Origin of the sequence: Devosia sp. A16, from assembly GCF_001402915.1 — a bacterium.
In the GTDB taxonomy this organism is placed as follows: domain Bacteria; phylum Pseudomonadota; class Alphaproteobacteria; order Rhizobiales; family Devosiaceae; genus Devosia_A.
The window spans coordinates 4,031,152-4,056,336 of the sequence record NZ_CP012945.1; the positions used below are offsets into that span (position 1 = coordinate 4,031,152).

The following is a 25,185-nucleotide window of genomic DNA, read 5'->3' on the forward strand; positions in this document are numbered from 1 at the left end:
CTACGGAGTCCGGTTCTTGGCGACCGAGCGGACGTAGAACAGCCCGAACACGATGCAGAAGCAGAAGGTGATCACCGCCTGGGTGATGGCGTTGGTCGGATCGTTGAGATCGCGGAAGGTGCGCTGCATGAACGGCCCCATCATTTCCGGCGCCGCAGGGCCCAGCACATAGGGCAGGGTGAAGGCGGAGAAAATCCCGAGCACGGTGAAGCTCACCGCTACCAGGATGGAATTGGAAATGCGCGGCAGGATGATGTGCCAGAGCAGCGCCAGCCGCCCGGCGCCGACGTCGCGCGCCGCCTCGATCGCCTGGTTGGAGACGTTCCCCAGCCCCGAAAGCAGGATCAGCACCGTCAGCGGGATATTGTCCCACACCAGCCCGATCACAGGTCCCCACGGCGTCAGGTAGGGCGTGCGGATTTTCGGCAGGCCGACCGCGTTGAGCAGCAGGTCCACCGTGCCGTTCGGTCCCAGGACGCGGATCACCGCGTAGCTCAGGATGATCGAGGGCACGAACATCGGAAAGATCGCAAGGCCCTGCACATAGGCGGCGAGCCGCCCCTTGGCGAAGCGCAGGTAGAGCGCGATCGGCAGGCAGATCAGCACCAGCAGCAGCGCGCAGACGCCCGTCGTCCACAGCGTGACGCCGAGGTTGTTGAGGCTGTACTGGTCGGTGAAGAAGAACCTGTAGGTGTCGAGCGAAAAGCTCTCGCCGCCGCCCTCATTGGGCAGCCAGATGGTGCGCCCGATGGCCGAAATGATCGGCCAGATGATCATCCAGGCGACCAGCAGCACCGGCGCAGCGACGAGCAGGAGGCCGATCGGCCTCCCGCTCTTCTTGGTGCCGACAATGTCGCTTGCGGGCGTCAGGCTCACGCAGCGCGGTCCACGTTCGGCGCGACTTCGCGGTACCAGCCGTCGTTGATCGCCTTCTCCCAGTCACCACCCGGAAACACCGGGATGGTGGCGGGAATGACGTCGGCATACTTTTCCCGGAGCTCCTTGCTCACATTGTCCCACGACACGCCGGGGAAACCGCCGAGCTCGGTGATCACCGCCGACTGGATCTCCTCGGTCAGCACGAAATCCGCGAGCTTGAGTGCGGCGTCCTTGTTCACGCCGTTGCTGAACACGCCGATCTTGGTGAAGCCGCCGGCGAGCGCCAGGTCGGTGAGCTGCACGAGGCCGGTGGTCTCGGGCAGCACGCCCGTCGCGATGGCCTGCAGGGCCTGGTCGGACCAGGCCGGGACCATGGTGACCGCGCCCTGCGACAGCAGCTGGATCGACTGGGTGTTGCCCGAAGTATAGGCGCCCTTGTCCATCAGCGAGGGGGCAAGGTCCTTGAGCAGCTCCCATGCCGGGGGGAGCGCTTCGGCGCCGAAGGTGCCGAAATTGTCGACGGTGAACTTGCTGGGGTCGTTGCCGTTGGCTTCCCAGATGGCGCGGCGCACGAAGTTGCCGCCCGAACCACCCTTGTCGGGGCGGTTATAGACGAACTGACCCGGGTTCGCCTTGATCCAGGCAACCAGCGCCGCCCAGGTCTTGGGCGCATCGGCCGCGGGGAGCTTGGTGGTGTCGTAGGCGAGCAGCACCTGGCTGCCGCGGTAGGGCAGGCTGGTCGGAACGTCGAAGGCCAGCGGGTTGATCTTGGAATAGTTGGAGAGGTTCGCCTTGCTGAAATCGACCCACAGCCCGGCTTCGATGCCGCCCTTGGGAAGGCGGGTATCGAACCCTTCGGCCATGTCGGCCTGCGGGTCGGTGTTGGTCTGCATCGCCGCCACCGCGCGTTCGGCGATTGCCTGCACACCGGCAGAGTCGCCACCGTCAACGAGATTCAGGGTGATGCCCGCATTGGCGGCCTCGAACTTCGGCTTCACCAAATTGGTCCAGAAGTCGAGGATGTTCTGATCCGACGAGGTGTACCAGTCGATCTTGCCCGCTTCGGCGAAGGCCATCCGCGGCAGCAGCACCATGCCGGCGGCTGCGCCACCGACCGAAAGCATAAACGCACGACGTTTCATCGTTGTCTCCCTGGTTCGCCTGCGGGCCATCCCGCGGCAGGTCAATCTGACGCCGACCGTAGAGCCCAGACTAATCTCGGCTGGCCCGCTGGCAAGCGAAAAATGGAACGGAAATTCCATTGTGACAGCGTGCGCCTGATTTATTCCGCGCGCCTGCTGTCGCCGCTTAAACCGCACTCCGATGACAGCAGCATGACAGGGCGAAAGCCCCGGAAACCGGGGCTTTCAGCGTGGTGATGACGTCAGTTCTGCGACAAGAAATGCCGGCCGACCTCAGCGAACAATTCGAGGTCGGCCAGAGAGTCGGTCAGCAACGTCTTGGGCTTTTCCCCGGTCGTTACTGCATGATGGAACGCGCCGAGCTCGACCCGGAAAGCATCCTCGTAGAACGGTCCGATGATCTCGGTGCCGGTCGAATGGAGATCGGAGGTGGTGATCTCCAGTCGGGTGGGAAGGTTGCGCACATACGGGGTGTCGTAGTTGATCTTGAAGTGCTGGTTCAGCGTCAGCACTTCGATGCCGGCATCGAACCGCGCCACATCGTGGATCACCGCTTCGTAGAGGGCGGTGAAGCTGCCGTAGTCGAACATGACAAGCACGTTCTCCCCGCGATGCTGCCGTGCCGCCGCTACTCCGAGCGGTGCGCCGAAAAGTTCACGCATCGCAGAAAAGCTGTGGGACGATAGACCGGTGAGCACCTGGTAGGCCCGCAACTGATCCGGCCGCGCCTCGCCCATCACCGATTTCAGCAGCGCCTGGGTCTGCACCCGCCCATCGGCTATCGCCTCTGCCGGCACATCCGTCGGCCGGAAGATGTTGCGGGATTGGTCGACGAAGAACTGGCTCTCGCGGATCAGGTCACGGATCCGCACATGGCGGATCTCCTCGCGTGGCGGCAGTCGCTCCTTGAGCGCCGTGAAGGCCGGCGCGAAGCGGCGCATATAGCCGACGAACACCGTCTTGGAGTTGGTCTTTTCGAGCTCGAGCAACGGCTTCAGTTCTGCCGCCGTCAAGGCGGCCGGCTTTTCGATGAAGACGTGCTTGCCGGCGCGGATGGATTTTTCCAGCAGCGGGGCGTGGAGGAAATCCGGCGTCAGGATGAACACTGCATCGAGCGAGGGGTCGGCGATCAGTGCCTCGGCGCTCGTGTGCCGGGTCTTCACCCCATAGCGCTCCGCCACATGCGCAACGAGGCTCGGGGAGACATCGGTCACCGCCGCGATTTCGAAGCGCTGGTCGTCTGCCAGGAGCGGCAGGTGCATCAGCTGCGCCACTTCACCGAGGCCGATAAGGCCAACTCTGAGCTTTGCCATCACGCGATCGCCTGCATGTACATGTAGTTGCGTTTCGCGAGCTGCAGCGGCGTTTCCGCTGCGTTCTCGGCGATGTCCTGTTCGACGACGATCGGTCCATCGAAGCCTTTGGCGCCGAGAAAGCGCATCACCGCCTGGATGTCGACGGCGCCGTCGGTCAGGGGAGCCATCACCCCGGCGCCATAGGAGGCCGCCACCGAGAGCTTCCCGTCCAGTACGCGCTGTCGCACGGCGGCGTCGACGTTCTTCAGATGCATATAGGCAATCCGCCCCCACACCTTCTCCATGTAGGCGAGGGGATCCTGGCCCCAGAAGGCGTGGTGCCCGGTGTCGAAGCAGAGGTCGATCTCGGTTTCCGCGAGCAGCCGGTCGATCTGCCGCTCGAACTCGACGGCCGTGCCGATATGCGGGTGGAAGCTCGCCTTCAGCCCGAACTCGCCCTCGATCACCGCCTGGGCCTCGCGCACGGTGGCGGTGAGACCGTTCCAGCCGTCGCGGTCGAGCACGCCTTCCTGTCCCTCGGGGTACCAGTTGCTCTCATCCATGATGACGAGGTGCCTGGCACCCAGGTCCTTCAGCAGCGGCGCCAGCTCCCTGAGCGTCGCCATCAGCACCGGCGCCGAGCCCCGGTCGCCGAAAGTGTGGACGTGCGTCGCGCCGATCAGCGTCAGCCCGCGCTTTTCGAGCTCCGGTCCCAGCACCGCCTTGTCCTTGGGCAGGAAGCCGAACGGCCCGAGCTCGGTGCCGCGATAGCCCGAAGCGGCGACCTGATCGAGATACTCCTGCCAGGTGTAGGCGTTGCCGGTGGGATAGTTGATGCCCCAGGAACACGGGGCATTGCCGATAAACATGAGCTAGTCCTGGTCGATGTAGATTGGGTTGGAAATGGCGCGCCGGATCGGCTCGTCCGTGAGGTGCGTGTCCCTGAGCTGCCACGGCAGTTCACCGCGTTCGCTCGCCGCCTTGGTGAATTCCTCCACCAGCCAGGGCCGGCTGGCTTTGGCGATGATCTCGGCGCGGATGAAGCCCTGGGTTCCCTGGAGCAGCGCAATCTCGCCCTCCCACTCGCCGGCGAGGATCTCCTGCTCGCCGACGACCCCCGAAGCGTCGATCCAGTGCAGCAGGTCGCCCCGCGCTCCGCGCACCTTGGCGCGTGCCCTGAGCAGAGGTTTGCGATGCACCGCCGACCCCATTGGCGCATCGCCGATGCTGATCTCGAGGTGCGGGCCTTTCGGCCCCTCCGTCACGTAGCCGCGCCCGGCCTTCATTGCCGCGAGGACCGCCTCCTCGCTGAGCTCCGGCAGCCACAGCACCGTGGTCGGCCGCGCCAGCACCAGCGGACCTTCCGGCTGGAGCTTGGCCGGTTGATGGAAGTCGCTGCCGCCGATGGCCGAGATCCGCAAGCCCGAGGCCAGCCGTTCCTGCCAACGGGCCAGCGACACCCAGTTCCACGCCATCCAGGTCGACTGCCAGACCTCCTGGCAGTCAGCCGCAGGGAACTCGTAGTCCCAGGGAATGGTCGGCTTGTCGTGGTTGATCGACAGGAGGCCGCCCTTCCGGTGCACCATATCGGCCAGCACATGCGCGTCCGACGGCTTGGTCATGCGGAAGTCCATCCACTCGTCGACCCCATAGACATTGGCGTGTCCGACGGCGGTGGTCACCTCCATGCCGCGCACGAACACCAGGTCCGGCGATGACGCCGGATGGAAATAGCGCCGCTGGGTGATGGTGTTGTGGTCGGCGATGGCGAGGAAATCGAGCCCTGCCTGCACGGCCGCCTGGTGCAGCGTCTCGGGCGATCCAGCGGCGTCGGAATGGAATGTGTGGCAGTGGAGGTCGCCGCGATACCACCCGGCTCCGGCGCGCACCGGAAAGGTCCGCTCCGGTTGCGGATTGGTCGGGCGTTCGCTGCTGTCGAGATCGATGGTCACCGTCACTTCGGCACCATCCGGCGGCACCTTGTAGAGCCCGAGAATGACGTTCCATTCGCCGGCCGGCATCGGCCCGTGCACATAGCCCGGCGTAGCGCTGTCGGTCGCGACGTGGAACCGATCGCGGAACCCACCGGACCAACCCCGGAACCCGCCTTCGGACGGGTAGGGGGTCATGGCAGGGTCGAACATTCCGAGGTCGATCACGCAGTCATCGGCCTTGGGATAGGCGAGTGTCACATCGATCCGCGTCGTGCCCACGGGGACAGTGACGGGGATGTAGAAATAGGGGTTCGCTGCCTGGTCGGCGCGAGTGACGTGGGCTTTGACGATCCGGGTCATGCCGCAACTCCGGCGCGGGCTGACCCCCACCCCTGTCCCCTCCCCCTGAAGGAGGGGGAGGGAGCCGAGAACTCCGCATTCAGTGTGAGGGTCTCCCTCCCCCTGTTTGGGGGGAGGGGACAGGGGTGGGGGGCAGCCCGCATCGGCTTCTCAGTCAGCGCAGCCAGGCTCACAGCGGCTGCTCCCCATCCGCCGGGATGCGGTTGCCTTCCGCGTCGAACAGCGTGGCGTGGGTGCCGCTGAAGGTGAACGCCACGTTCTCCGTCGTCTCGACTGCATCGTCGGTGAAGATCCGGGCCGTCACCCGACCGCCGTCCTGGCGCTCGAAGGTCACCAGCTTTTCGGGGCCCATATTCTCGTTGGCAAACAGCTTGCCGCTGACCATGTTGACGTCGTTGATCGTGCCCATGCTGAGGTGCTCGGGCCGCACGCCCAGTGTCAGCCTGGCGCCTCTGCCGAGCGCCGCCTTGATCCCCTGCGAGACCGGCACATCGCGCACCAGCACGCCATGGGCGCGCAGTTGCAGCCGGTCGCCCTCCATGCTGCCGTCCACCGGGATCATGTTCATCGGCGGGTTGCCGACGAAGTTCGCCACGAACGTCGTGGCCGGCCGCCGGTAGATCTCGATCGGCGGCGCAAATTGCACGATGCGACCGCGGTCCATCACCGCGATGCGCGTCGCCAGCGCCATGGCTTCCGCCTGGTCGTGCGTCACGTAAACCGCCGTCATCCCCATGTCGCGCTGCAGGTGGTTGAGGAAGCCCCGGGCTTCCAGGCGAAGCTTGGCGTCGAGGTTGGAGAGCGGCTCGTCGAACAGGTACACCCGGCTCGGATAGACCAGCGCCCGCGCCAGCGAGGTGCGCTGCTGCTGCCCGCCGGAGATCTGGCTCGGCAGCCGGTTCAGCAGCTCGCCGATCTTCAGGACGTCCGCCACTTCCTTGGCCCGCTTGTGCCGCTTTTCGACGCTCTCGCCCCGCACCTTCAGCGGATAGGCGATGTTGTCGGCGAGGTTCATGTGCGGGTAGAGCGCATAATCCTGGAACACCATCGAGATCTGTCGATCCTTGGGGTGGAGGTGCGTCACGTCGTCGGGCCCGATCATGATCTTGCCCGAGCTCGGTGTTTCGAGCCCGGCGATCATCCTCAGACTGGTGGTCTTGCCGCAGCCCGAGGGGCCGAGCAGGCAGATGAACTCGCCGTCCGCGACCTTGAAGCTGATGTCAGAGACGGCGTTGAAGCTGCCGAAGCTCTTGGTGACGTTCTGGAATTCGACCGAGGCCATTACGCTTTGATTCCACCGAAGAAGCGGAAGCCGAACTTCCAGCTGACGAAGAGATAGAGGGCGACGACGGGCAGGGAGTAGATCAGCGAATAGGCTGCAAGCAGCGTCACGATCGGCGTCCCCGCCTCCGAGTAGAACGAGTAGATGGCGACCGACGACGGCATCAGATCGTCGGAACGCAACAGGATGAAGGGGATGAGGAACGAGCCCCAGATGTTGACGAACGCCCACACCACAACCACGACGATGCCCGGCCGGATCACCGGCAATGCCACGTCGAAGAACGCCTGCACCGGCGAGGCGCCTGCGACCATGGCGCTTTCCTCGTAGGTTCTGGGAATGCCGTCGATGAAGTCGCGCAGGATGAACATAGCCGTGGGCAGCAGCCCGCCGGCGAACACCAGGATCACGGCGATATGGGTGTCCATCAGCCCGACCGACGAGATGATCAGGAAGATCGGCACCATCGCCGCCGTGCCCGACACCACCGAGGAGAACAGCAGCAGGACATAGGTGATCATCCCCTTGCCGGGGATCGACGAACGGGAAAGGGCATAGGCTGCCAGCGTCGCGGCGGCCGCCACGAGGATCACCCCGCCGACGCTCTGGATCAGGCTGTTGAGTAGCCCGCGCATGGCAAAGCCGTTGCCGAACACCGTCATGAAGTTCTTCAGCGTCCACGGATCGGGAATGGCGATACCCAGTTCCGCCCGCGCGTTGAACGGCGCGAAGATGAACCAGATCAGCGGCAGCGCGAACAGGATGCCGATGATCGCAGCCAGCGCCGAGAAGCCGATACGGGCGACGAGTTGCGGGAAGCTCAGCCTCATTCTTCCACCGCCTTGGCTTTCTTGCGCCCGAACGACAGGTAGATCAGCGCGAATACCAGGTTGATCAGCATGATGATCACCCCCACGGCCGCACCCTTGCCGAAGTCGAACTCACGGAAGGCGATGCGGTAGTTGTAGATCGACAGCAGCTCCGTGCGGTAGCTCGGCCCGCCATTGGTCAGGATGAAAGGCGTGAACACGTTGAACGTCCACATGGTGATGAGGATCAGGTCGGTGACCACATGTCCGCGGATCAGCGGCAGCCCGATATCGCGGAACTTCTGCCAGCTAGAGGCGCCCGCCACATCCGCCGCCTGGAAATAGCTGGGCGGGATCGAGGCGAAGGCCGAGTTGAACAGCATCATCGAGAACGCGGCGCCGCGCCAGGTGTTGAAGATGACGATCACCCAGAACGGCTGTTGCAGCAGGAAATCTCCGGCCGGCAGGCCGAGGCCGCGCAGGATCATGTTCAGCGTGCCGTTGTCGTAGTCGAGGAAGGCGAACCAGGCGAAACCGATCACCACCTCTGGCAGGATCCAGGCGGCGATCACCGCGGTCTCGACAATGCGCTTGAGGGCAGGGGGGATGGTCTGCATCAGCCAGGCCAGCAGCAGGCCCAGCAGTGCCTGGCCCACCAGCGCCGACAGCAGCACGAACTGCGTGGTGAGGATCAGCGAAAAGCCGAACTGCCCGCGGGTGAAGAACGTCGTCGGGTCGAACAGCTGGATATAGTTCTGCAGCCCGACGAAATCGGGGTTGAGGGCCGTCTTGCCCAGCAGCGTCCGGTTGGTGAACGAAACGACGATCACCCAGAAGAACGGCAACAGCACGAAGACGCCGACCAGCGCGGCAGCGGGCGCAAGGAACGCGGCGCCGGCCCGATGCGAGAGCAGCGAGAAGTTTTTCTTGGTCATGCTGCGCTCGTCCTGACCGAAGCAGACGGCCCCCTCCCGGCCTCCCCCATGAAGGGGGAGGTGAAGAGTCGAGCTTGTGGTTTGATCGTGCCAAGCACTCGATGCGGCACCTCCCCCTTCATGGGGGAGGATGGGAGGGGGCCGTCTGCCAGCGGCTTCATCTCTTCAAGCAATATGACAAACCCCAACCGAAAAGAGGAACCTCCCCGGCCGCAGACAGGGTGCCGGGGAGGCGTTCCCAGGGAGCGCCCGGCTCAGGGAGGGCCGGGCGTGGGAGGACAGGTTTAGGCGGGCCGCGTCACGGCAGCCCGTCGAACTCAGAGCTTCGAGACCGTGTTCGCTTCGCCGACGATGGCGATCACCGCCGCCTTGTAGGCGGCCATCGCCTCTTCCGGGCTGGCTTCGCCCGAAACGACGCTTTCCGTCATGCGCTGAATCTCGGCCGAGACCTTGTTGTAGTTCGGGTCGTTCGGGCGCGCCGTGGTCAGCGGCAGCAGGCTCTCCTGCGTCTTCTGCAGATAGACATTGTTCGGTGTCGCCACGTCGTCGCGGATGCGACGGGCCTCACGGTAGCCCTGGAACGCGGTCAGCGACTCCTGGCTGTTCATGTAGCTGAGCAGCGCCCAGGCCTCGGCCGGGTTCTTGGTGGCGGGGTTGAGCACGAAGCCCGTGCCGCCCGAGACCGTCACGAAATCCTGCCCGCGATAGCCCTTGCCCGGCTCCTGCGCCGGCATCGAGGCCCAGGTGACTTCCGCGTCGCGGTTATCGAGCCCGAATTCGGCGCCCGGCGCCATCACCGAGTTGAAGAACCAGTCGCCTTCGACGAGGAGGGCGGTCTTACCGTCGCGGAAGTTGGTGAAGGTGCGGTTGCGGCCATCGCCGAGCAGTTGCGCGCGCTGGTCGCCCAACTGTTCGTCCACATAGATGGTCTTGTAGAGGTTGAGCGTATCGAGGATGCCCTGGCTCGACACGATGTACTTGCCGTTCTCGTCGACGACGCTTTCGCCCGTCCCGAGGATCGCCATGTAGTAGCCCTGCATGGTGGTGGCTTCGCCCATGTTCACGCCGGCATTGAGCTGCAGCGGGAACGAATCCGGGTTCGCCTTTTTGATGGCGCGAGCGGCGTCGAGCAGCTCGGCCCACGACTTGGGCTGGAAGCTATCGGGATCGAGACCGGCCGACTTCAGCAATTCCTTGCGCACGAAGATGGCGCGCACGTCGGTGCCGAGCGCCAGACCATAAGCCTTTCCGCCATAGCTCATCAGCGACTTGGCGCCCTCCGAGATGTGGCTCCAGCCTTCCCAGTTGTTGACCTCGGGCCCGGCCACTTCGTCGAGCGGCTTGAGCAGCCCGCCTTCGACGAACGAGGGGATCAGGAAGCCGTCGAAGGCGGCGACGTCGGCGCCGGCGCCGGTCGAGAAATCGAGTGCCAGCTGCTGCGTCATCTGCTCGTCCTTGCCGCCGAACTCGTTCAGCGACACGGTGACGTCCTTGCCCTCGGCCTTCATCTTCTCGGTGAAGCCCGGGATCACGCTTTCCTTGATCCAGGTGGCGGTCTCGCTGTTCACGCCGCCCACGACGCAGCGGCAGATCACCGTCAGGTCGACGGCAAAGGCGGGCGTGATCATCGTAGTGGCAGTGGCAAGCCCCAGATACAGGGCGCGCAGGCGATTGCTCATCGCAAAATTCCTCCCTTGTGGCGCCGTTTTTCGAGCGCCGGATTGGCGATAGCGGCGGTCGATCCTCCCCGCCGCAACTCACGATCTCAGAATGAACACGCTTTCATTCATCGTCAAGGCGTAGAATGCCTGTTGCGAATGACAGCGATATGACGACCGCGTGGAATGTTTGTTCTAGACCGTGGGCCAGGCGTCATTGTTTCGTAACATCATGTGGTTAGCCTGATCCGGCGCCAGATCGGCTTGACAGTGCCTGAGCCGAGACGGCAGAACAGTTCTGCACACGATTTCAATCTAGGGCAGCAAGGCAGACCTTTTTGAGCGATCCGGCCACCCGCAGTCGCAGCCGCGCCACCGCCGATATGGTGGCTCGGACTGCCAACGTGTCGCGTGTCGCGGTCAGCCGCGCCTTCAACCCGCATGCCTCGATCAAGCCGGAAAAGCGCGACCTGATCCTGAAGGTGGCGCAGGAGCTCAACTACACTCCTGATATGGCCGCCCGGTCGATGGTCACTGGCCGCTCGCACCTGGTCGGCATTATCGTTCCGGACGTCTCCGGCCCCTGGGAAAGCCAGGAGCTCGACGCCATGACCACGGCGCTGCAGGCAGAGGGTTTCGCGACGCTCTTGTTCCGGACCCGCGACGACTTGTCGATGGACGAGACGCTGCTCACCTACATGAAGGGGTTCAATCCGGATTCCGTCATCGCCTATGCCGAGAACGTTCGCCCAACCACGCTGGCCCGGGTGCTCGATCGGGCGGTACCGATCTATGTCGGCTACCCCGACGAGGAAGCAGGGGAGGCGGAGCCCGCCCCGCTGTTCGATCGGCTCGACGTGCTGCAGCGCGAAGGCGTCGAGCAGGCGGTGGCGCTGATGCAGGGCTATGGTGCGCGCCGCTTTGCCTTCCTCGCCGGCAAGAGCAATTCGCTCGCTACCCAGTCGCGCGAGCGCATGGTGGTCAAGGTGCTGGCCGAGCGCAGCCTGCCGCCGCCCATTCGCATCCAGGGTGACTACACCTACGACACGGCTTATCGCGAGACGCTGAACCAGTTCCGGCTCGGCGAACCGGTCGACGCCATTTTCGCCGCCAACGATGTCGGCGCGTTCGGCGCCATCGATGCGCTGCGCACCGAACTGGGGCTGCGCGTGCCGCGGGACGTCAAGGTGGTCGGGTTCGACGACATCCACCAGTCGCACTGGAAGAGCTACAACCTCACCACGGTCAAGCTCGACCTCGCCGAACGGACCGAAGCGCTGCTGCGCCTCATTCTTCGCCGCCTGAAGAACCCCACCTCACCCTCGCTCACCGAAACCGTGTCGACCCGCCTGGTCGTCCGCGGCACCGTGGGCTGATCGTCAGAGCCATGACCCGCAAGATCCATCTGGTCTTCAAGACCCACCTCGATATCGGCTTCACCGACCACGCGCAGAAGGTGCGCGCCCAGTATCACGAGCGCTTCATTCCGCAGGCGATCGACACGGGCGAACATTTCTTCGCCGAGGATCCGGAACACCCGAAGTTCATCTGGACCACCGGCGCCTGGCTGATTTGGGATCACCTCAACTCGCAATCGCCGGAGCGGGTGCAGCGGCTCGAGCGCGCCATCGATCGCGGCCTGATCCGCTGGCACGCGCTGCCCTTCACCACCCACTCCGAGCTGATGTCGCCGGCGGTGTTCCGCGCCGGCCTGAGCTACAGCCATGAGCTCGACAAGCGCTTCGGCAAGCAGACCATTGCCTCGAAGATGACGGACGTGCCAGGTCATACCATCGGCATCGTGCCGCTGCTGGCCGAGGCCGGCGTGAAGTTCCTGCACCTGGGAGTCAATTCCGCCTCGCCGCCGCCAGAAGTCCCCGACGTGTTCCGCTGGCGCGCCCCCGATGGCTCGGAAGTCGTGGTGCTCTACCAGAAGTCCTATGGCGAGACGTCGTTTCCAGAGGGGTTCGACCAGGGCCTCGGCTTTGCCCACACCAACGACAATATGGGCCCGCAAAGCGTGCCTCAGACCGCCGACGCCTGGCGCGAGCTGGAGCGGCATAATCCCGGCACCGAGATCGTCGCGTCGACCCTCGATGCCTATGGCGAAATCCTCTGGGCTCGCCGCGAACAGTTCCCCGTCGTGGATCTCGAACTGGGCGACAACTGGATCCATGGCGCCGGCACCGACCCTGACAAGATCAAGCGTTTCCTCCACCTGCAGCGCCTCTATGACAGGTTCGCCGACGAAACCCTGACGCCGAGCCGCCTCGCCTTCGGCCGTGGCCTCACCATGGTGGCCGAGCATACCTGGGGCGTCGACATCAAGTCGTACCTGCGCGACGACCAGGCTTGGGACCGTTCGGCCTTCGAAGTCGCGCGCGCCGGCGACTACCGCTTCCGCTATTCGGAGGCCTCATGGGCAGAGCAGCGCGCCTATCTCGATGCCGCCGTCGCCGAACTCGAGCCGCCCGATCGGGCCCTTGCCGAAGCGGCCGAGCACCCGGCGATCGAAGGCACAGGCTGGTTCGTCGAAACCGATCCCAATAGCGGCGACGTGATCCTGATCCGCTCGCCGGCCGGGGTCGAGCTGCGCGGCGAGAACGGCAGCCTGCTCGGCTACCGCTACGAGAGCTACGACGCCTCGGATGTCGCCGCCCATATGGACACCTACCTGACGCACCGGGCCGAGTGGGCCATCCTCGACCACATCAAGCCCGGACTTGACCGTGTTGCGTCAGCCCGTTCCGCCAGCTTCACCCCGCAACTGGTCGACGGCGCCGCGACGCTCGACACCAACGCGCACGCTGCGCTCGGCGCCCCCGCGCGCATCGCCTACCGCTTCCGGGCGCTCGATGCGCGCCATCTCGAGATCACCGTCGAGCTGCTCGACAAGCCGGCCAATCGCATGCCGGAGGCGAGCTTTGTCACCTTTACGCCGGCGGGCTCGCACGACTGGCAGTTCCTCAAGATGGGCCAGTGGCTCCCAGCCGACCGCATCGCGCACAAGGGCGGGGGGCAGTTGCAGGCCGTCGTCGCCGTCCGCACCGCCGGGGTCGAACTCCGTCCGCTCGACACCCCGCTGGTTGCTCCATCAGCGACGAAATTCATGCCCTTCAATCCCAACCCGCCGGATTTCTCCGCCGGCCTGCGCTTCAACCTCCACAACAACAAATGGGGCACCAACTTCCCCATGTGGTGGGGAGCAGAGCGCTTCGAGGCAAGGTTCGTGCTGGAACTCTGATCCTCCAGCGCGTAGCGGGGGAGGGCACGGTGGCCAGACTTTCGGCGCCAGAACTACCCGAGCACGGACGCCGCGATCACTCCGGCAAAGCCGACCAGCGCCACCGAGGCGACCTTGCGCACCACGCCGGTGTGACGTTCGCCTGCAGCCGCGCCGATCGCTCGTCCCACCAGGATCCACGCGAACCCGACCAGCGGCACCAGCAAGGCGAAGCCGAATACGTACCAGGCCAATTGCACGGAGCTGGGCGGGATGATGCTGAGCGAGAAGATCAACGCCTTGGGATTGAGCAGCGTGGTGACGAACACCGACTGCATGCCGATGCTCGTCGGGCTGTGCGTCAGCCCGGCATTGTGGCGCCAGAGCTTGACTGCGGTCCAGATCAGGTACGCGACCACAGTCGCCTTGAGCGCGATGCCCACCAGCGGATAGCTGTGGATCACTGGTCCCAGCACGATGCGGATTGCACCGACCGCAATCAGGTAGCCGGCGAGTTCACCCACCAGCAGCGGCACCGACCGCCGCACCCCGACCGTCACCCCCGATGTCGCCAGGAGCGTGTTGGTCGGCCCGGGCGTGCCGAGCAGCGTCAGCACCGCGAGAATGAACAGGATCGGATCGGTCATCGGGGCAGGGGCCTTCGTACACGCGTTACGCGCGAGTCCAGCCGATCATTAGCTGGTGCGCAAGGGCATCCCGAGGGGCAGGCGAGGGCTGACCCCCCACCCTTGATCCCTCCCCATGTTTAGGGGGAGGGGACAGGGGGGCAATTCGCACCGGCGCTGAGGGTGCTCACCTCAGATAGTGCGCCCGCATCTGCCGAGGCGTCAGGCCGTAGGCGTTGCGGAACTGCACGTAGAACTGGCTCAGCGCCGAGAAGCCGCTCTCGAAGGCCACGTTCTCGATCGAGAGGCTCCCCTCGAACAGCAACGAGCGCGCCCGGATCAACCGCATGCGCACCACGAACTTGTGCATCGGCACCCGCATCACCTCGGTGAACAGGTTGAGCGCATAGTTCGGGTGCAGCCCCACCACCTTGGCGACGTCTTCTGCCCGGAGCGGCTCGGACAGGTTCTCGAGGATGTGCCGGATCATCGCCACGACGTAGCGCAGCGGCGACGCGGCCCGGGTGGTCGAGCCGACGCTCTCGATCCAGGGCTCCATCAGGATGTCCCAGCCGGTCACCGCCGCCCGCCGCAGCATCAGCGCGATCTCCTCCTTGAGGATGTCGGTGCGTTCGGCATCGCCGGAACGATAGTCCTGGTACCAGCGGGTCAACGTGTCGGCGCCGATCGTCTCGGGCGGCAGCATCACCACGCCGCCGCCCATCATCGTCTCGGTGAGCTTGCCCAGATTGGGCATGTGCAGAAAGCTGTCGAGCGGCAGGTAGACGTTGCACTGCCGGCTTTCATGGTTCGGTCCGTAGTCGATCGCCGTGGTCTGATGCGGGATGCCAGCCCAGAACAGCACCAGCCGGCCCGAGGGGATGCGCAGCGGCCGCCCGTCGATGACGTAGTCCATGCTGCCGGCGGTCAGCCAGTTCAGTTCGATATGGCCGTGAAAGTGCTCCTCCGGCATGATCTGCGGATCGAACCAGCGGATGCCGAAGCGGCCGAACGCCTGGGTCTGGGCATAGAAGCGCCGATCCGGACGCGGCACCGGAGCGGTGGCCTTTTCGCGCGGCTTGCCCGGCGAAAAATGATGCTGGTGCTCGTTCATCTCAGACTGGTGACGATCTTTAAAAACCGGAAATACCCATTCAGATAACGGGATTGTCCCGGCGTTGGCAAGGTCTACCCTTTTGCGGCTGGGACAAGAGGCGGCGGGTTGGAGGCCTGCCGTCTGGTGCGTGTCGCGCCGGTCTCGAGCCTAGGGAGGAAACATGCGTAAACACCTATTTGCCCTTGGCGGGGCAAGCCTTCTGCTTGGCGTTTCACTGCTGGCCGCGCAGGCCCAGACGGTCGCGCCCACCACGCCGCCCGAACCGCCGAAGTTCGATGCCCAGGGCACCCCGAACTTTGTCGGCATTTCCGACATCTACGAGTACAAGGCGCTGCCCGAGTATCACGAGCCCGACTATGTCAAGGCTTTCGAGGATGCCGGCAAGCTGCCGCCCCTCAAGGATCGCCTGCCCAAGGAGCCGCTGGTCTTCAAGGCCTCGAACATGCCCGACGGCATCGGCGTCTATGGCGATGTGATGCGCCACGTCATCGGCGGCCGGCCCGAAGGCTGGAACTACATGGCCGGCCAGTCGCAGGGCTGGGGCGGTATCGATATCGGCACCATGGAGTGTCTGACCCGCACCGGTCCGCTATTCGAGATCAAGGCCGAGGAACTGGCGCCGATGCCGAACCTGGCCAAGAGCTGGGAATGGTCCGAGGACGGCCACAAGCTGACCATGCACCTGATCGAGGGCGCCAAGTGGTCGGACGGCGTGCCGTTCACCTCAGAGGACGTGATGTTCTTCTGGCAGGACAACGTGCTCGATCCCAACGTATCGCCGCTCAACGGCGCCTCGCCCGAGACCTTCGGGGTCGGCACCACGCTCGAAGCGGTCGACGACTACACCATCGTGTGGACCTTCAAGGACGCCTTCCCGCGCCAGTACATCTATCAGATGGCCTATGGCACCTTCTGTCCGGGCCCGGCGCACATCTTCAAGCCGCTGCATCCGAAGTACTCGTCCAACACCTACGACCAGTACAAGAACGCCATCAAGCCCGAGTACATGAACATCCCGGTGATGGGCGCCTGGGTGCCGGTCGAATATCGGCCGGACGACATCGTGGTGATGCGCCGCAACCCCTACTACTGGAAAGTCGACGACGCCGGTAACCAGCTGCCCTACCTCAACGAGGTGCACTACCGGCTCTCGACCTGGGCCGACCGCGACGTGCAGGCAGTGGCTGGCACGGGCGATTTCTCCAACCTCGAACAGGCCGAAAGCTATGTCGAGGCGCTGAAGCGCTCCGCCGACCCCAACGCGCCGGCTCGCCTGCAGTTCGGTGCCCGCACCATCGGCTACACCCTCTACCCGAACCTCTCCGGCAACGGCTGGGGCGAACCCGATGCCCGCGGTCAGGCCGTTCGCGAGTTGAACCGCAACGAGGATTTCCGCAAGGCCATCAGCTACGCGCTCGATCGTCAGCGGCTGGGCGAGGCACTGGTGAAGGGCCCGTTCACCGCCATCTATCCGGGCGGCCTCTACGCCGGCACCACCTACTACGACAAGGATTCGACCGTGTACTATCCGTACTCGCTCGATGACGCCAAGGCGCTGCTGGAAAAGGTCGGCCTCAAGGACACCGACGGCAACGGCGTGCTGAACTTCCCGGCGGGTACTGCCGGCGGCGCCGACGTCGAGATCACGCTGCTCGCCAATGCCGACTACCAGACCGACAAGAACCTGGCCGAAGGCGTCATCGCCATGATGGAGCCGCTGGGGATCCGGGTTATTGCCAACTTCCTGACCGGCACCCAGCGTGACGCGACGGAGCAGTCGGGCAAGTTCGACTGGCGTGTGGCGCGTAACGGTGCCGAACTGATCGCGGTGGTGCAGAACACCGTCGCTCTGGCTCCCACCGGCCCGCAGATCAGCAACTCGCACCGAGCCGGCACCGACGGCACCATGGACCTGCTGCCCTTCGAGCAGGAGATGGTGGACACCGTCAATGCGTTCATCGCCACTGATGATGCCGCCAAGCGCACCGAGCTGATGAAGACCTACCAGAAGCTCTATACCGAGCATCTGTTCGGCATCGGCCTCACCCAGTACCCGGGTGCGCTCATCATCAACAAGCGCTTCGCCAACATCCCGGCCGGTGCCCCGATCTTCATGTTCAACTGGGCCGAGGACAACATCATCCGCGAACGCGTCTATGTGCCTGCCGACAAGCAGCAGAGCTATGAACTGCACCCCGACACCCTCCCGGGTGAGCCGGGCTCTGCCGGGCCGGTGAAACTCTGATCCCGACCTGACGGAATCCGGGCAAGGGGGCTCCGGCCCCCTTGCCACCCAACTGAGGGACTGGCTGTGACGCCGACCAGGAAGCGGGTGAGGGGACCTTCCTCCCACCGCCGAGTTCGCGGCAGCGCCCCCTCATCCTCATTCTGATCCTCTCCCCAAGGGAGAGGGACGTTGGGGCGATGTCGTGCCCCAATCGAGAGGTCCGAACGAAAATGCACCTGCTGCGCTTTCTGGTGATGCGCGTTCTGGCGGCCCTGCCGGTCCTGCTGGTTCTCAGCGTCGTCACCTTTGCCATCATCCAGGCCCCTCCGGGCGACTATGGCGACTACATCCGGTCGATGCTGATCAACCAGGGCGGGGCGACCATCGAGGAAGCCGAGAAGCAGGCCGCGATCTATCGCGAGCAGAACGGGCTCAACGAGCCGCTGCCGGTGCAGTACGTCAACTGGATGGTGGGGATCGTCACCCGCTTCGATTTCGGTCACTCGCTCTACTACAACAAGCCCGTCGGCGACGTGGTGGCCGAGCGCCTGCCGCGTACCGTGCTCTTGGCGCTGACCTGCCATTTCTTTGCTTCGGTCATCGGCATCGGCATGGGCATCATCGCCGCCACTCGACAATATAGCTGGATCGATACCGCCTTTGGCGTCATCTCCTTCCTCGGCATGACCGTGCCGCGCTTCCTTCTGGCGCTGATCATCATCTACATCCTCGCCTTCAAGCTGAACGTGCAGGAGATCGGCAGCTTCTTCTCGTCCAAGTATGGCGGCGCCCCATGGAGTTGGGACAAGTTCGTCGACCTGATCAGCCATGTCTGGCCGGTGGTGTTCATCGCCACCTTCGGCGGGCTCGCCTACAACATGCGCGTCATGCGCGGAAACCTGCTCGACGTGCTGAACGCCCAGTATGTCGAGACGGCGCGCGCCAAGGGACTGTCCGAGGGGGCCGTGATCATGCGGCATGCCGTGCCCAACGCGCTGCACCCGCTCATCGCCTATCAGGGCGTGGCCTTGCCCTACATGCTCACCGGCGAGATCGAGGTGGCGATCGTCTTCGGTCTCGCGACGGTCGGCCCGGCCATCGTCGGCTCCATGGCGGTGGGCGACGTGTACGTCACCGCGACATTCGTCCTGGTCTTGGCCGCGACGCTGATCATCGGCAACATCATCGCCGACCTGCTGCTCGCCGCGGTCGATCCGCGCGTCCGTCTTGGCGGGGAGAACCGCGAATGAGCACCATCGCAGACAAACCCACCCTCAGCACCACCGAAACCGGCGTCGACAGGCCGGCCGAGCTCGCGACCCCTGCCGAGCACCAGCTCGCGCCCGCCGACCCGGCGGCCGACGGCCAGCCGGTGGTCGTCGGGCGCTTCGCCCACGGCAACGAGTCTTACGCCACTCTGGTCTGGCGGCGCTTCCGCCGCTCGACCATGGGGATGATCGGCCTGGTGCTCACCGTGGCGCTGATCCTCATGGCCATCTTCGGCGATTTCTTCGCGCCGATGGACCCCAAGCGCGCCGAGATCGGCTTCGCACCGCCTGACCACGTCGAGTTCAGCGCTCCGGACGGCAGCTTCAGCCTGATCCCCTACATCTATCCGATCGTCGAGACCGGCGAATTCGACCCGGTCACCTTCCAGCCCGTCACCGGACCCGACAAGACCAACCCCACCGCGCTCGGCTTCTTCGTCAAGGGCCATCGCTACAACCTGCTGGGCCTGATCCCGGCCGATATCCACTTCTTCGGCTCGGTCGATGGCCGCCCGATTCACTTCCTCGGCACCGACAAGTTCGGTCGCGATATCCTGTCGCGCGGCATCGTCGGCTCGCAGATTTCGCTGACCATCGCGCTCGCTGTGGTGACGCTGACCACGGTGCTCGGCACCCTGATCGGTATCGCCTCCGGCTATCTTGGCGGCCGGCTCGATGCGTGGGTGCAGCGCTTCGTCGATCTGGTGCTCGCTTTCCCGCAATTGCCGCTCTATCTCGCCCTCACCTCCTTGATCCCGGTCACGGCGCCCTCGAACGTCTTCATCGCCTTCGTCATCGGCGTCATGGCGGCGCTTGGCTGGGCCCAACTGGCCCGCGAAGTCCGCTCCAAGACCCTGGCGCTGGCCCGCATCGACTATGTGCGGGCGGCCATCGCGGTCGGCTCGTCCGACTGGCGCATCATCCTGAGGCACATCCTGCCCAACGTCTCGAGCCACCTGATTGTCGCCGTGACCATCGCCATCCCCAGCGTGGTGCTGCTCGAGAGCTTCCTCGGCTATCTGGGCTTTGCGGTGAAGCCGCCGCTGATCTCCTGGGGCCTGATGCTGCAGGATACCGGCACCTTCTCGGTGATCGGTTCCTATCCCTGGATCCTGTCACCCGTCGTCTTCGTGCTGATCACCGTCTTCGCCTTCAATGCGCTGGGCGACGGGCTCCGCGACGCGATCGACCCCTACTGAGATGAAGCGATGAGCCCCATCGATACCAACGATCTCTCGCCGCCCGAGCGGCACGACCTGGGCAGCCACGGCCGCGAGCTGATCCTCGACGCCCGCAACATCGCAGTCGATTTCAAGGTCGAAGGCGGCATCGTCAATGCCGTGCGCGATGTCTCGTTCCAGCTCCACAAGGGCGAGACCATCGCGCTGGTCGGCGAGAGCGGCTCGGGCAAATCGGTCACCGCCCGCACGGTGATGCGGCTGCTCACCAAGCGCGCAACGATCAGTGGCAAATCCCGCATCACGCTGGGCGACAAGGAGATCCTGAAGCTCCCCGATGCCGGCATGCGCAAACTTCGCGGCAACGACATCTCGATGATCTTCCAGGAGCCGATGAGCTCGCTGAACCCGATCTACACCGTCGGGGCTCAGCTCTGCGAGATCCTGCAACTGCACAATCGCATCGGTCGTGCCGAGGCGATGAAGCGGGCCCAGCAACTGCTCGAAGACGTGCAGATCCCCGAGCCCGCGGCGCGCCTCAGGCAGTACCCGCACCAGATGTCCGGCGGTCAGCGCCAGCGCGTGATGATCGCCATGGCGCTTGCCAACCGGCCCGACGTACTGATCGCCGACGAGCCCACCACGGCGCTCGACGTGACCGTGCAGGCCCAGATCCTCAACCTGATCAAGGACCTGAAGTCGAAATACGGCATGGCGGTGATCCTCATCACCCATGACCTGACCATCGTTCGGCAGTTCTCCGACTACGTCTACGTCATGCAGAACGGCCGCGTGCAGGAGCACAACACCACCGAGGCGCTGTTCACCAACCCACGGCACGCCTACACCCGGCATTTACTGGCCTCCGAGCCGAAAGGCGCCGCGGTCCCGATCGCTGAGGACTCGCCGACCGTGCTCGAGGGCAAGGATGTGAAAGTCGCCTTCACCTTGAAGCGCGGCGGCTTCTTCAACCCCGATTTCTTCGAACTGGTGGCGGTCGACAAGTTGTCGCTCAACCTCAAGAAGCACGAGACCCTGGGTCTGGTGGGAGAGTCCGGTTCGGGGAAGACCACTTTCGGCCAGGCGCTGATCCGCCTCATCGGCAACCAGGGCGGCGAGATCCTGTTCGACGGCGAGCGTATCGACACCAAGGATCGCAAAGCCATGCGTCCGCTGCGCAGCCGCATGCAGATCGTTTTCCAGGATCCCTTCGCCTCGCTGAACCCGCGCATGAGCGTGCGCCAGATCATCGAGGAGGGCCTGATCGTCAATGGCCTCGGCGCCACGTCGCGCGAGCGCGTCGAGCGGGTGCGCCAGGCCCTGCGTGATGCGGGACTGCCCGACACCATCCTCAACCGCTTCCCGCACGAGTTCTCGGGCGGGCAGCGCCAGCGCCTCGCCATTGCCCGCGCCATCGCGCTCGAGCCTGAGTTCATCCTGCTCGACGAGCCGACCTCGGCGCTCGATCTGTCGGTGCAGGCCCAGATCATCGAGCTGCTGCGCAAGCTCCAGGCCGAGAAGGGCCTGAGCTATCTGTTTATTTCGCACGACCTCAAGGTCGTCAAAGCCCTCTGCCACCGGGTGATGGTCATGCAATACGGCAAGATCGTCGAACAGGGGCCGGTCAACGAGGTTCTGGAGAACCCCAAGACCGAATACACATCGCGGCTCGTCCGGGCCGCCTTCGAAATCGCGGCCTAGCCGGCCCGAACGTCCTACGGAGACACTTTATGGCCAACCCCAAGATCACCTTCATCGGCGCCGGCTCGTCCGTGTTCATGAAGAACATCGTCGGCGACATCCTGCAGCGCGAGGCGCTGACCGGCGCCGAGATCCGCCTGATGGACATCAACCCGCAGCGCCTCGAAGAGAGCGCCATCATCGCCGGCAAGCTGGTGAACACCCTCGGCGTTCCGGCCACGGTGAAGACCTTCTCGAACCAGCGCGAGGCGCTGGACGGCACCAACTTCGTCGTCGTCTGCTTCCAGATCGGCGGTTACGAGCCGTCGACCGTCGTCGATTTCGAGGTGCCCAAGAAGTACAACCTGCGCCAGACCATCGCCGATACCCTCGGCGTCGGCGGCATCATGCGCGGCCTGCGCACCGTGCCGCACCTGTGGTCGATCTGCGAGGACATGCTGGAAGTCGCCCCCGAGGCGGTGATGCTGCAATACGTCAACCCGATGGCCATCAATACCTGGGCCATCGCTGAGAAGTACCCGACGATCAAGCAGGTCGGGCTCTGCCACTCGGTGCAGGGCACCGCCATGGAACTGGCCCACGATCTCGACATCCCATACACCGAGATCCGCTACCGCTCGGCCGGCATCAACCACATGGCCTTCTATCTCAAGTTCGAGCATCGCCAGCCCGACGGCTCGTATCGCGACCTCTACCCCGATCTGGTCCGCGCCTACCGCGAGGGCAGGGCGCCCAAGCCAACCTGGAACCCGCGCTGCCCCAACAAGGTGCGCTACGAGATGCTGACCCGTCTCGGCTATTTCGTCACCGAGAGCTCCGAGCACTTCGCCGAGTACACCCCGTACTTCATTAAGGAAGGGCGCGAGGACATCATCGAGAAGTTCGGCATCCCGCTGGACGAGTATCCCAAGCGCTGCGTCGAGCAGATCCAGAAGTGGAAGAGCACGTCCGAGGAGTACCGCAAGGCCAACACCATCGAGGTCAAGCAGAGTAAGGAATACGCCTCCGAGATCGTCAATTCGGTGTGGACCGGTGAGCCCGGCGTCATCTACGGCAACGTCCGCAACAACGGTGTCATCACCAACCTGCCGTTCAACGCCGCCGTCGAGGTGCCGTGCCTCGTCGACGCCTCGGGCATCCAGCCGACCTATATCGGCGACCTGCCGCCGCAACTGACGGCGCTGATCCGCACCAACATCAACGTGCAGGAACTGACCGTCGCGGCGCTGATGACCGAGAACAAGGAGCACATCTACCACGCCGCGATGATGGATCCGCACACCGCTGCCGAGCTTGATCTCGAGCAGATCTGGAACCTCACCGACGACCTGCTCGCCGCCCACGGCGACTGGATCCCGGCCTGGGCCCGCCCGGCCAAGCAGCAGCGCGTGGCGTAAGGGACGTATTGATAGAGACGGCCCCCTCCCATCCTCCCCCATGAAGGGGGAGGTGCCCCGTCGGTTCATTGGGCACAATCGAAGGCAGGGCCTCGACTCTTCACCTCCCCCTTCATGGGGGAGGCCGGGAGGGGGCCGTCTGCCGCGGTAATCAACTCTCCCTCACCTGCCCCCGCGGCATCCCGCGGGGTTTCTTTTTTACCCTTCTCGGCTAAGGGGAGCCATGGCTACGCTGCTCAACCCCACCCCCGACGCCACCATGCTCAGCCGCGCCCTGGCGCGCTGGTCGCTGACCCGTCCGACGCTGCTCGTCGAGACCGCCACCAGCTTCGTCTACCGCGTCGAGCGCACCGGCCAGCCGCCCGCCGTGTTGAAGCTGTTGAAGCCTGGCGCCGGCGACGACGAGCGCAACGGCGGCAGCCTGCTGGTCTGGTATGCCGGCCATGGCGCCGTCGCCATCCATGGTCTCGCCCGTGACGCCGTGCTGATGGAACTCGCCGAGGGCGAGACACTGGGTGACGTCGCGCGCGCCGGGCGCGACGCGGAGGCGACCGAGATCCTCTGCGACACCGTGCAGAAACTCCACGCGCCGCGCGACGCGGCGCCACCGCCCAGCCTGACGCCCTTGCGCGAGCGCTTCGAGGCCTTGTTCCGGGTCGGCGCCGCTGCCTGGCCGCGCCAGGCGCGGGACCTGGTCGGCCGCGCTACGGGCATTGCTTACAACCTGTTCGATCGCCCGATGCAGTCCATTCCGCTGCATGGCGACGTCCATCACGACAACATCGCTCATGGCAGTCGCGGCTGGGTCGCGATCGACCCCAAGGGCCTCTTGGGCGACCCCGCGTACGACTATGCCAACAGCTTCCTCAACCCTGAGGAGGGCGACGATTTCGTCGTCAGTGCGCCTCGTGTGTTGCGCCATTCCCACGCTATCGCCGCCCGCACCGGGATCGCGCGGCGGCACCTCCTGGCCTGGGCCTCGGCGCATGCCGCACTCAGCGCTGCCTGGGACATCGAGGACGGCAATCCGGTGACGCAGCAGATCAGCATCCTGCCGTTGCTGCTCGGCGCCTATGACGCTGCCTGAGGGAAATCTGTTTCACCTCGAGGGCTGAACTCTCGACCCGCTCCTGCATTTTCCCTCTTCAGGGGCGGCGACCCCTTGCCGCCCTGCAACAGGGAGAACGGCCATGAAAGTCAGCGAATGCATGAGCACCGACGTCGAGATCTGCTCGCCCGATGACACCATCCGCTCCGTCGCGCGCACCATGCGCGAGATCGACGCCGGTGCGATGCCGGTTGGAGAGAACGACCGCCTCGTCGGCATGATCACCGATCGCGACATCTGCATCCGCGCGGTGGCGGAGGGCATGGGCCCTGAAACCCGCGTCCGCCAGGTGATGAGCTCCAGCCCGCGCTGGTGCTTCGAGGATGAGGAACTCTCCGACGTCTCCGACCACATGGCGGAGTTCAAGATCCGCCGGCTGCCCGTTCTCAACCGCGAGAAACGCCTCGTCGGCATGATCTCGCTCGGTGACGTGGCGCTCGCCGACTCGGGCCGCGAGAGCGCCCATGCGTTGCAGGAAATCTCCGAACCCGGCGGCATGCACAGCCAGCACTAATCGCAGGGCCGGTGGCTGCGATCGCCCCCACCCCCCCTTGTGAGGAGGGACCAGGGAGTGGGGGTGGCCCCGCGCTCAGTCCCCCATGGCCTGCCTAAATCTTCCAGGCCAACGTCACCGCCCCCAGCGCGATCAACCCCACGCCGATCCAGCTCTGTACCGTGAGCTTTTCGCCCAGGAACAGCACCCCGAAGATCGCCACCAGCACGACGCTGAGCTTGTCGATCGGCGCCACCTCGGCCGCCTGGCCTAACTTCAGCGCCCTGAAGTAGGCGAGCCATGATGCCCCGGTCGCCAAGCCGGACAGCACCAGGAACACCCAGGTCTTGCCTGAGATCGTAGCGAGCGGCTGGAACTTCCCAAGCGCCAGGACGATGCCGGTCAGCACGACGACGATCACCCCGGTGCGGATCAGCGTCGCGAAGTCGCTGTCGATGTTCTCGATGCCGATCTTGGCGAAGATCGCGGTCATCGCCGCGAAAACCGCCGAAAGCAACGCCCAGAACAGCCAGCTGTCGAGTGGCGAAGTCAT

The 25,185-nt window shown here is 64.8% G+C and carries 21 protein-coding genes; 9 read left to right on the plus strand and 12 right to left on the minus strand.

The genetic code is table 11. The features are described from left to right. From APS40_RS19355 to APS40_RS19395, 9 genes are all read right to left on the minus strand, one after another. Positions 1-876, minus strand: coding sequence for an ABC transporter permease subunit (locus APS40_RS19355; protein ID WP_055048608.1), 876 nt, complete (start codon positions 874-876; stop codon positions 1-3). Beyond that, positions 873-2,021 (minus strand): extracellular solute-binding protein, encoded by a 1,149-nt coding sequence (locus APS40_RS19360; RefSeq protein ID WP_055048609.1) that lies wholly within the window; start codon positions 2,019-2,021, stop codon positions 873-875. Before APS40_RS19360 ends, APS40_RS19355 begins: the two co-directional genes overlap by 4 nt. Positions 2,022-2,263: 242 nt before the next feature. After that, positions 2,264-3,334, minus strand: a complete 1,071-nt coding sequence (locus APS40_RS19365) for a Gfo/Idh/MocA family protein (protein ID WP_055048610.1) — start codon at positions 3,332-3,334, stop codon at positions 2,264-2,266. Next, positions 3,334-4,185, minus strand: coding sequence for a sugar phosphate isomerase/epimerase family protein (locus tag APS40_RS19370; RefSeq protein WP_082434537.1), 852 nt, complete (start codon positions 4,183-4,185; stop codon positions 3,334-3,336). Before APS40_RS19370 ends, APS40_RS19365 begins: the two co-directional genes overlap by 1 nt. A gap of 3 nt (positions 4,186-4,188) precedes the next feature. After that, positions 4,189-5,610 carry a CehA/McbA family metallohydrolase gene (locus APS40_RS19375; protein WP_055048611.1) on the minus strand — a complete coding sequence of 474 codons (1,422 nt, stop codon included), beginning with the start codon at positions 5,608-5,610 and terminating at the stop codon, positions 4,189-4,191. A 169-nt stretch (positions 5,611-5,779) separates the two neighbouring features. Next, positions 5,780-6,892: an ABC transporter ATP-binding protein gene (locus tag APS40_RS19380; protein WP_055048612.1), complete on the minus strand. Its 1,113-nt coding sequence runs from the start codon at positions 6,890-6,892 to the stop codon at positions 5,780-5,782. After that, the gene (locus APS40_RS19385) at positions 6,892-7,722 is read right to left on the minus strand and encodes a carbohydrate ABC transporter permease (RefSeq protein ID WP_055048613.1); all 831 of its coding nucleotides are present in this window, start codon (positions 7,720-7,722) and stop codon (positions 6,892-6,894) included. The genes APS40_RS19380 and APS40_RS19385 overlap by 1 nt, the downstream gene beginning before the upstream one ends. Then, positions 7,719-8,636, minus strand: coding sequence for a carbohydrate ABC transporter permease (locus tag APS40_RS19390; RefSeq protein ID WP_055048614.1), 918 nt, complete (start codon positions 8,634-8,636; stop codon positions 7,719-7,721). Before APS40_RS19390 ends, APS40_RS19385 begins: the two co-directional genes overlap by 4 nt. A gap of 317 nt (positions 8,637-8,953) precedes the next feature. Further along, the gene (locus tag APS40_RS19395) at positions 8,954-10,315 is read right to left on the minus strand and encodes an extracellular solute-binding protein (protein WP_055048615.1); all 1,362 of its coding nucleotides are present in this window, start codon (positions 10,313-10,315) and stop codon (positions 8,954-8,956) included. A 317-nt stretch (positions 10,316-10,632) separates the two neighbouring features. Between APS40_RS19395 and APS40_RS19400 the strand changes: the two genes are divergently transcribed. Both APS40_RS19400 and APS40_RS19405 read left to right on the plus strand, forming a co-directional pair. Further along, positions 10,633-11,670, plus strand: a complete 1,038-nt coding sequence (locus APS40_RS19400; RefSeq protein ID WP_055048616.1) for a LacI family DNA-binding transcriptional regulator — start codon at positions 10,633-10,635, stop codon at positions 11,668-11,670. Positions 11,671-11,681: 11 nt separating this feature from the next. Then, on the plus strand, positions 11,682-13,538 hold the full coding sequence (locus APS40_RS19405; RefSeq protein WP_055048617.1) for a DUF5054 domain-containing protein: 1,857 nt from the start codon (positions 11,682-11,684) through the stop codon (positions 13,536-13,538). Between the two features lie 53 nt (positions 13,539-13,591). Here APS40_RS19405 and APS40_RS19410 read toward each other — a convergent pair whose 3' ends face one another. Both APS40_RS19410 and APS40_RS19415 read right to left on the minus strand, forming a co-directional pair. Further along, complete coding sequence (locus APS40_RS19410) at positions 13,592-14,164, minus strand: LysE family translocator (RefSeq protein WP_055048618.1); 573 nt, start codon at positions 14,162-14,164, stop codon at positions 13,592-13,594. A gap of 166 nt (positions 14,165-14,330) precedes the next feature. Then, the gene (locus tag APS40_RS19415; RefSeq protein WP_055048619.1) at positions 14,331-15,257 is read right to left on the minus strand and encodes a helix-turn-helix domain-containing protein; all 927 of its coding nucleotides are present in this window, start codon (positions 15,255-15,257) and stop codon (positions 14,331-14,333) included. 163 nt (positions 15,258-15,420) lie between these two features. Between APS40_RS19415 and APS40_RS19420 the strand changes: the two genes are divergently transcribed. The 7 genes from APS40_RS19420 (at position 15,421) to APS40_RS19450 (ending at position 24,653) form a co-directional block, all read left to right on the plus strand. After that, positions 15,421-17,505 (plus strand): ABC transporter substrate-binding protein, encoded by a 2,085-nt coding sequence (locus tag APS40_RS19420; protein ID WP_055048620.1) that lies wholly within the window; start codon positions 15,421-15,423, stop codon positions 17,503-17,505. 218 nt (positions 17,506-17,723) lie between these two features. After that, a complete protein-coding gene (locus APS40_RS19425; protein WP_055049741.1) occupies positions 17,724-18,737 on the plus strand; it encodes an ABC transporter permease in 1,014 nt (337 codons plus the stop codon). Continuing rightward, positions 18,734-19,954, plus strand: coding sequence for an ABC transporter permease (locus tag APS40_RS19430; RefSeq protein WP_082434538.1), 1,221 nt, complete (start codon positions 18,734-18,736; stop codon positions 19,952-19,954). The genes APS40_RS19425 and APS40_RS19430 overlap by 4 nt, the downstream gene beginning before the upstream one ends. Positions 19,955-19,963: 9 nt before the next feature. After that, positions 19,964-21,634 carry an ABC transporter ATP-binding protein gene (locus tag APS40_RS19435; protein WP_082434539.1) on the plus strand — a complete coding sequence of 557 codons (1,671 nt, stop codon included), beginning with the start codon at positions 19,964-19,966 and terminating at the stop codon, positions 21,632-21,634. A 29-nt stretch (positions 21,635-21,663) separates the two neighbouring features. After that, positions 21,664-23,031 carry an alpha-glucosidase/alpha-galactosidase gene (locus tag APS40_RS19440; RefSeq protein WP_055048621.1) on the plus strand — a complete coding sequence of 456 codons (1,368 nt, stop codon included), beginning with the start codon at positions 21,664-21,666 and terminating at the stop codon, positions 23,029-23,031. A gap of 223 nt (positions 23,032-23,254) precedes the next feature. Next, positions 23,255-24,118, plus strand: coding sequence for an aminoglycoside phosphotransferase family protein (locus APS40_RS19445; RefSeq protein ID WP_055048622.1), 864 nt, complete (start codon positions 23,255-23,257; stop codon positions 24,116-24,118). A 103-nt stretch (positions 24,119-24,221) separates the two neighbouring features. Next, a complete protein-coding gene (locus APS40_RS19450) occupies positions 24,222-24,653 on the plus strand; it encodes a CBS domain-containing protein (RefSeq protein ID WP_055048623.1) in 432 nt (143 codons plus the stop codon). A 94-nt stretch (positions 24,654-24,747) separates the two neighbouring features. Here the strand turns inward: APS40_RS19450 and APS40_RS19455 are convergent, their stop codons facing one another. After that, complete coding sequence (locus APS40_RS19455; RefSeq protein ID WP_055048624.1) at positions 24,748-25,185, minus strand: EamA family transporter; 438 nt, start codon at positions 25,183-25,185, stop codon at positions 24,748-24,750.

Coding starts and splice junctions, on each gene's coding strand:
- APS40_RS19360 (WP_055048609.1), bottom strand. CDS start 2,021: ATGAAACGTCGTGCGTTTATGCTTTCGGTCGGTGGCGCAGCCGCCGGC.
- APS40_RS19365 (WP_055048610.1), bottom strand. CDS start 3,334: ATGGCAAAGCTCAGAGTTGGCCTTATCGGCCTCGGTGAAGTGGCGCAG.
- APS40_RS19370 (WP_082434537.1), bottom strand. CDS start 4,185: ATGTTTATCGGCAATGCCCCGTGTTCCTGGGGCATCAACTATCCCACC.
- APS40_RS19375 (WP_055048611.1), bottom strand. CDS start 5,610: ATGACCCGGATCGTCAAAGCCCACGTCACTCGCGCCGACCAGGCAGCG.
- APS40_RS19380 (WP_055048612.1), bottom strand. CDS start 6,892: ATGGCCTCGGTCGAATTCCAGAACGTCACCAAGAGCTTCGGCAGCTTC.
- APS40_RS19385 (WP_055048613.1), bottom strand. CDS start 7,722: ATGAGGCTGAGCTTCCCGCAACTCGTCGCCCGTATCGGCTTCTCGGCG.
- APS40_RS19390 (WP_055048614.1), bottom strand. CDS start 8,636: ATGACCAAGAAAAACTTCTCGCTGCTCTCGCATCGGGCCGGCGCCGCG.
- APS40_RS19395 (WP_055048615.1), bottom strand. CDS start 10,315: ATGAGCAATCGCCTGCGCGCCCTGTATCTGGGGCTTGCCACTGCCACT.
- APS40_RS19405 (WP_055048617.1), top strand. CDS start 11,682: ATGACCCGCAAGATCCATCTGGTCTTCAAGACCCACCTCGATATCGGC.
- APS40_RS19410 (WP_055048618.1), bottom strand. CDS start 14,164: ATGACCGATCCGATCCTGTTCATTCTCGCGGTGCTGACGCTGCTCGGC.
- APS40_RS19415 (WP_055048619.1), bottom strand. CDS start 15,257: ATGAACGAGCACCAGCATCATTTTTCGCCGGGCAAGCCGCGCGAAAAG.
- APS40_RS19420 (WP_055048620.1), top strand. CDS start 15,421: ATGCGTAAACACCTATTTGCCCTTGGCGGGGCAAGCCTTCTGCTTGGC.
- APS40_RS19430 (WP_082434538.1), top strand. CDS start 18,734: ATGAGCACCATCGCAGACAAACCCACCCTCAGCACCACCGAAACCGGC.
- APS40_RS19435 (WP_082434539.1), top strand. CDS start 19,964: ATGAGCCCCATCGATACCAACGATCTCTCGCCGCCCGAGCGGCACGAC.
- APS40_RS19440 (WP_055048621.1), top strand. CDS start 21,664: ATGGCCAACCCCAAGATCACCTTCATCGGCGCCGGCTCGTCCGTGTTC.
- APS40_RS19445 (WP_055048622.1), top strand. CDS start 23,255: ATGGCTACGCTGCTCAACCCCACCCCCGACGCCACCATGCTCAGCCGC.
- APS40_RS19450 (WP_055048623.1), top strand. CDS start 24,222: ATGAAAGTCAGCGAATGCATGAGCACCGACGTCGAGATCTGCTCGCCC.
- APS40_RS19455 (WP_055048624.1), bottom strand. CDS start 25,185: ATGACTTCGCCACTCGACAGCTGGCTGTTCTGGGCGTTGCTTTCGGCG.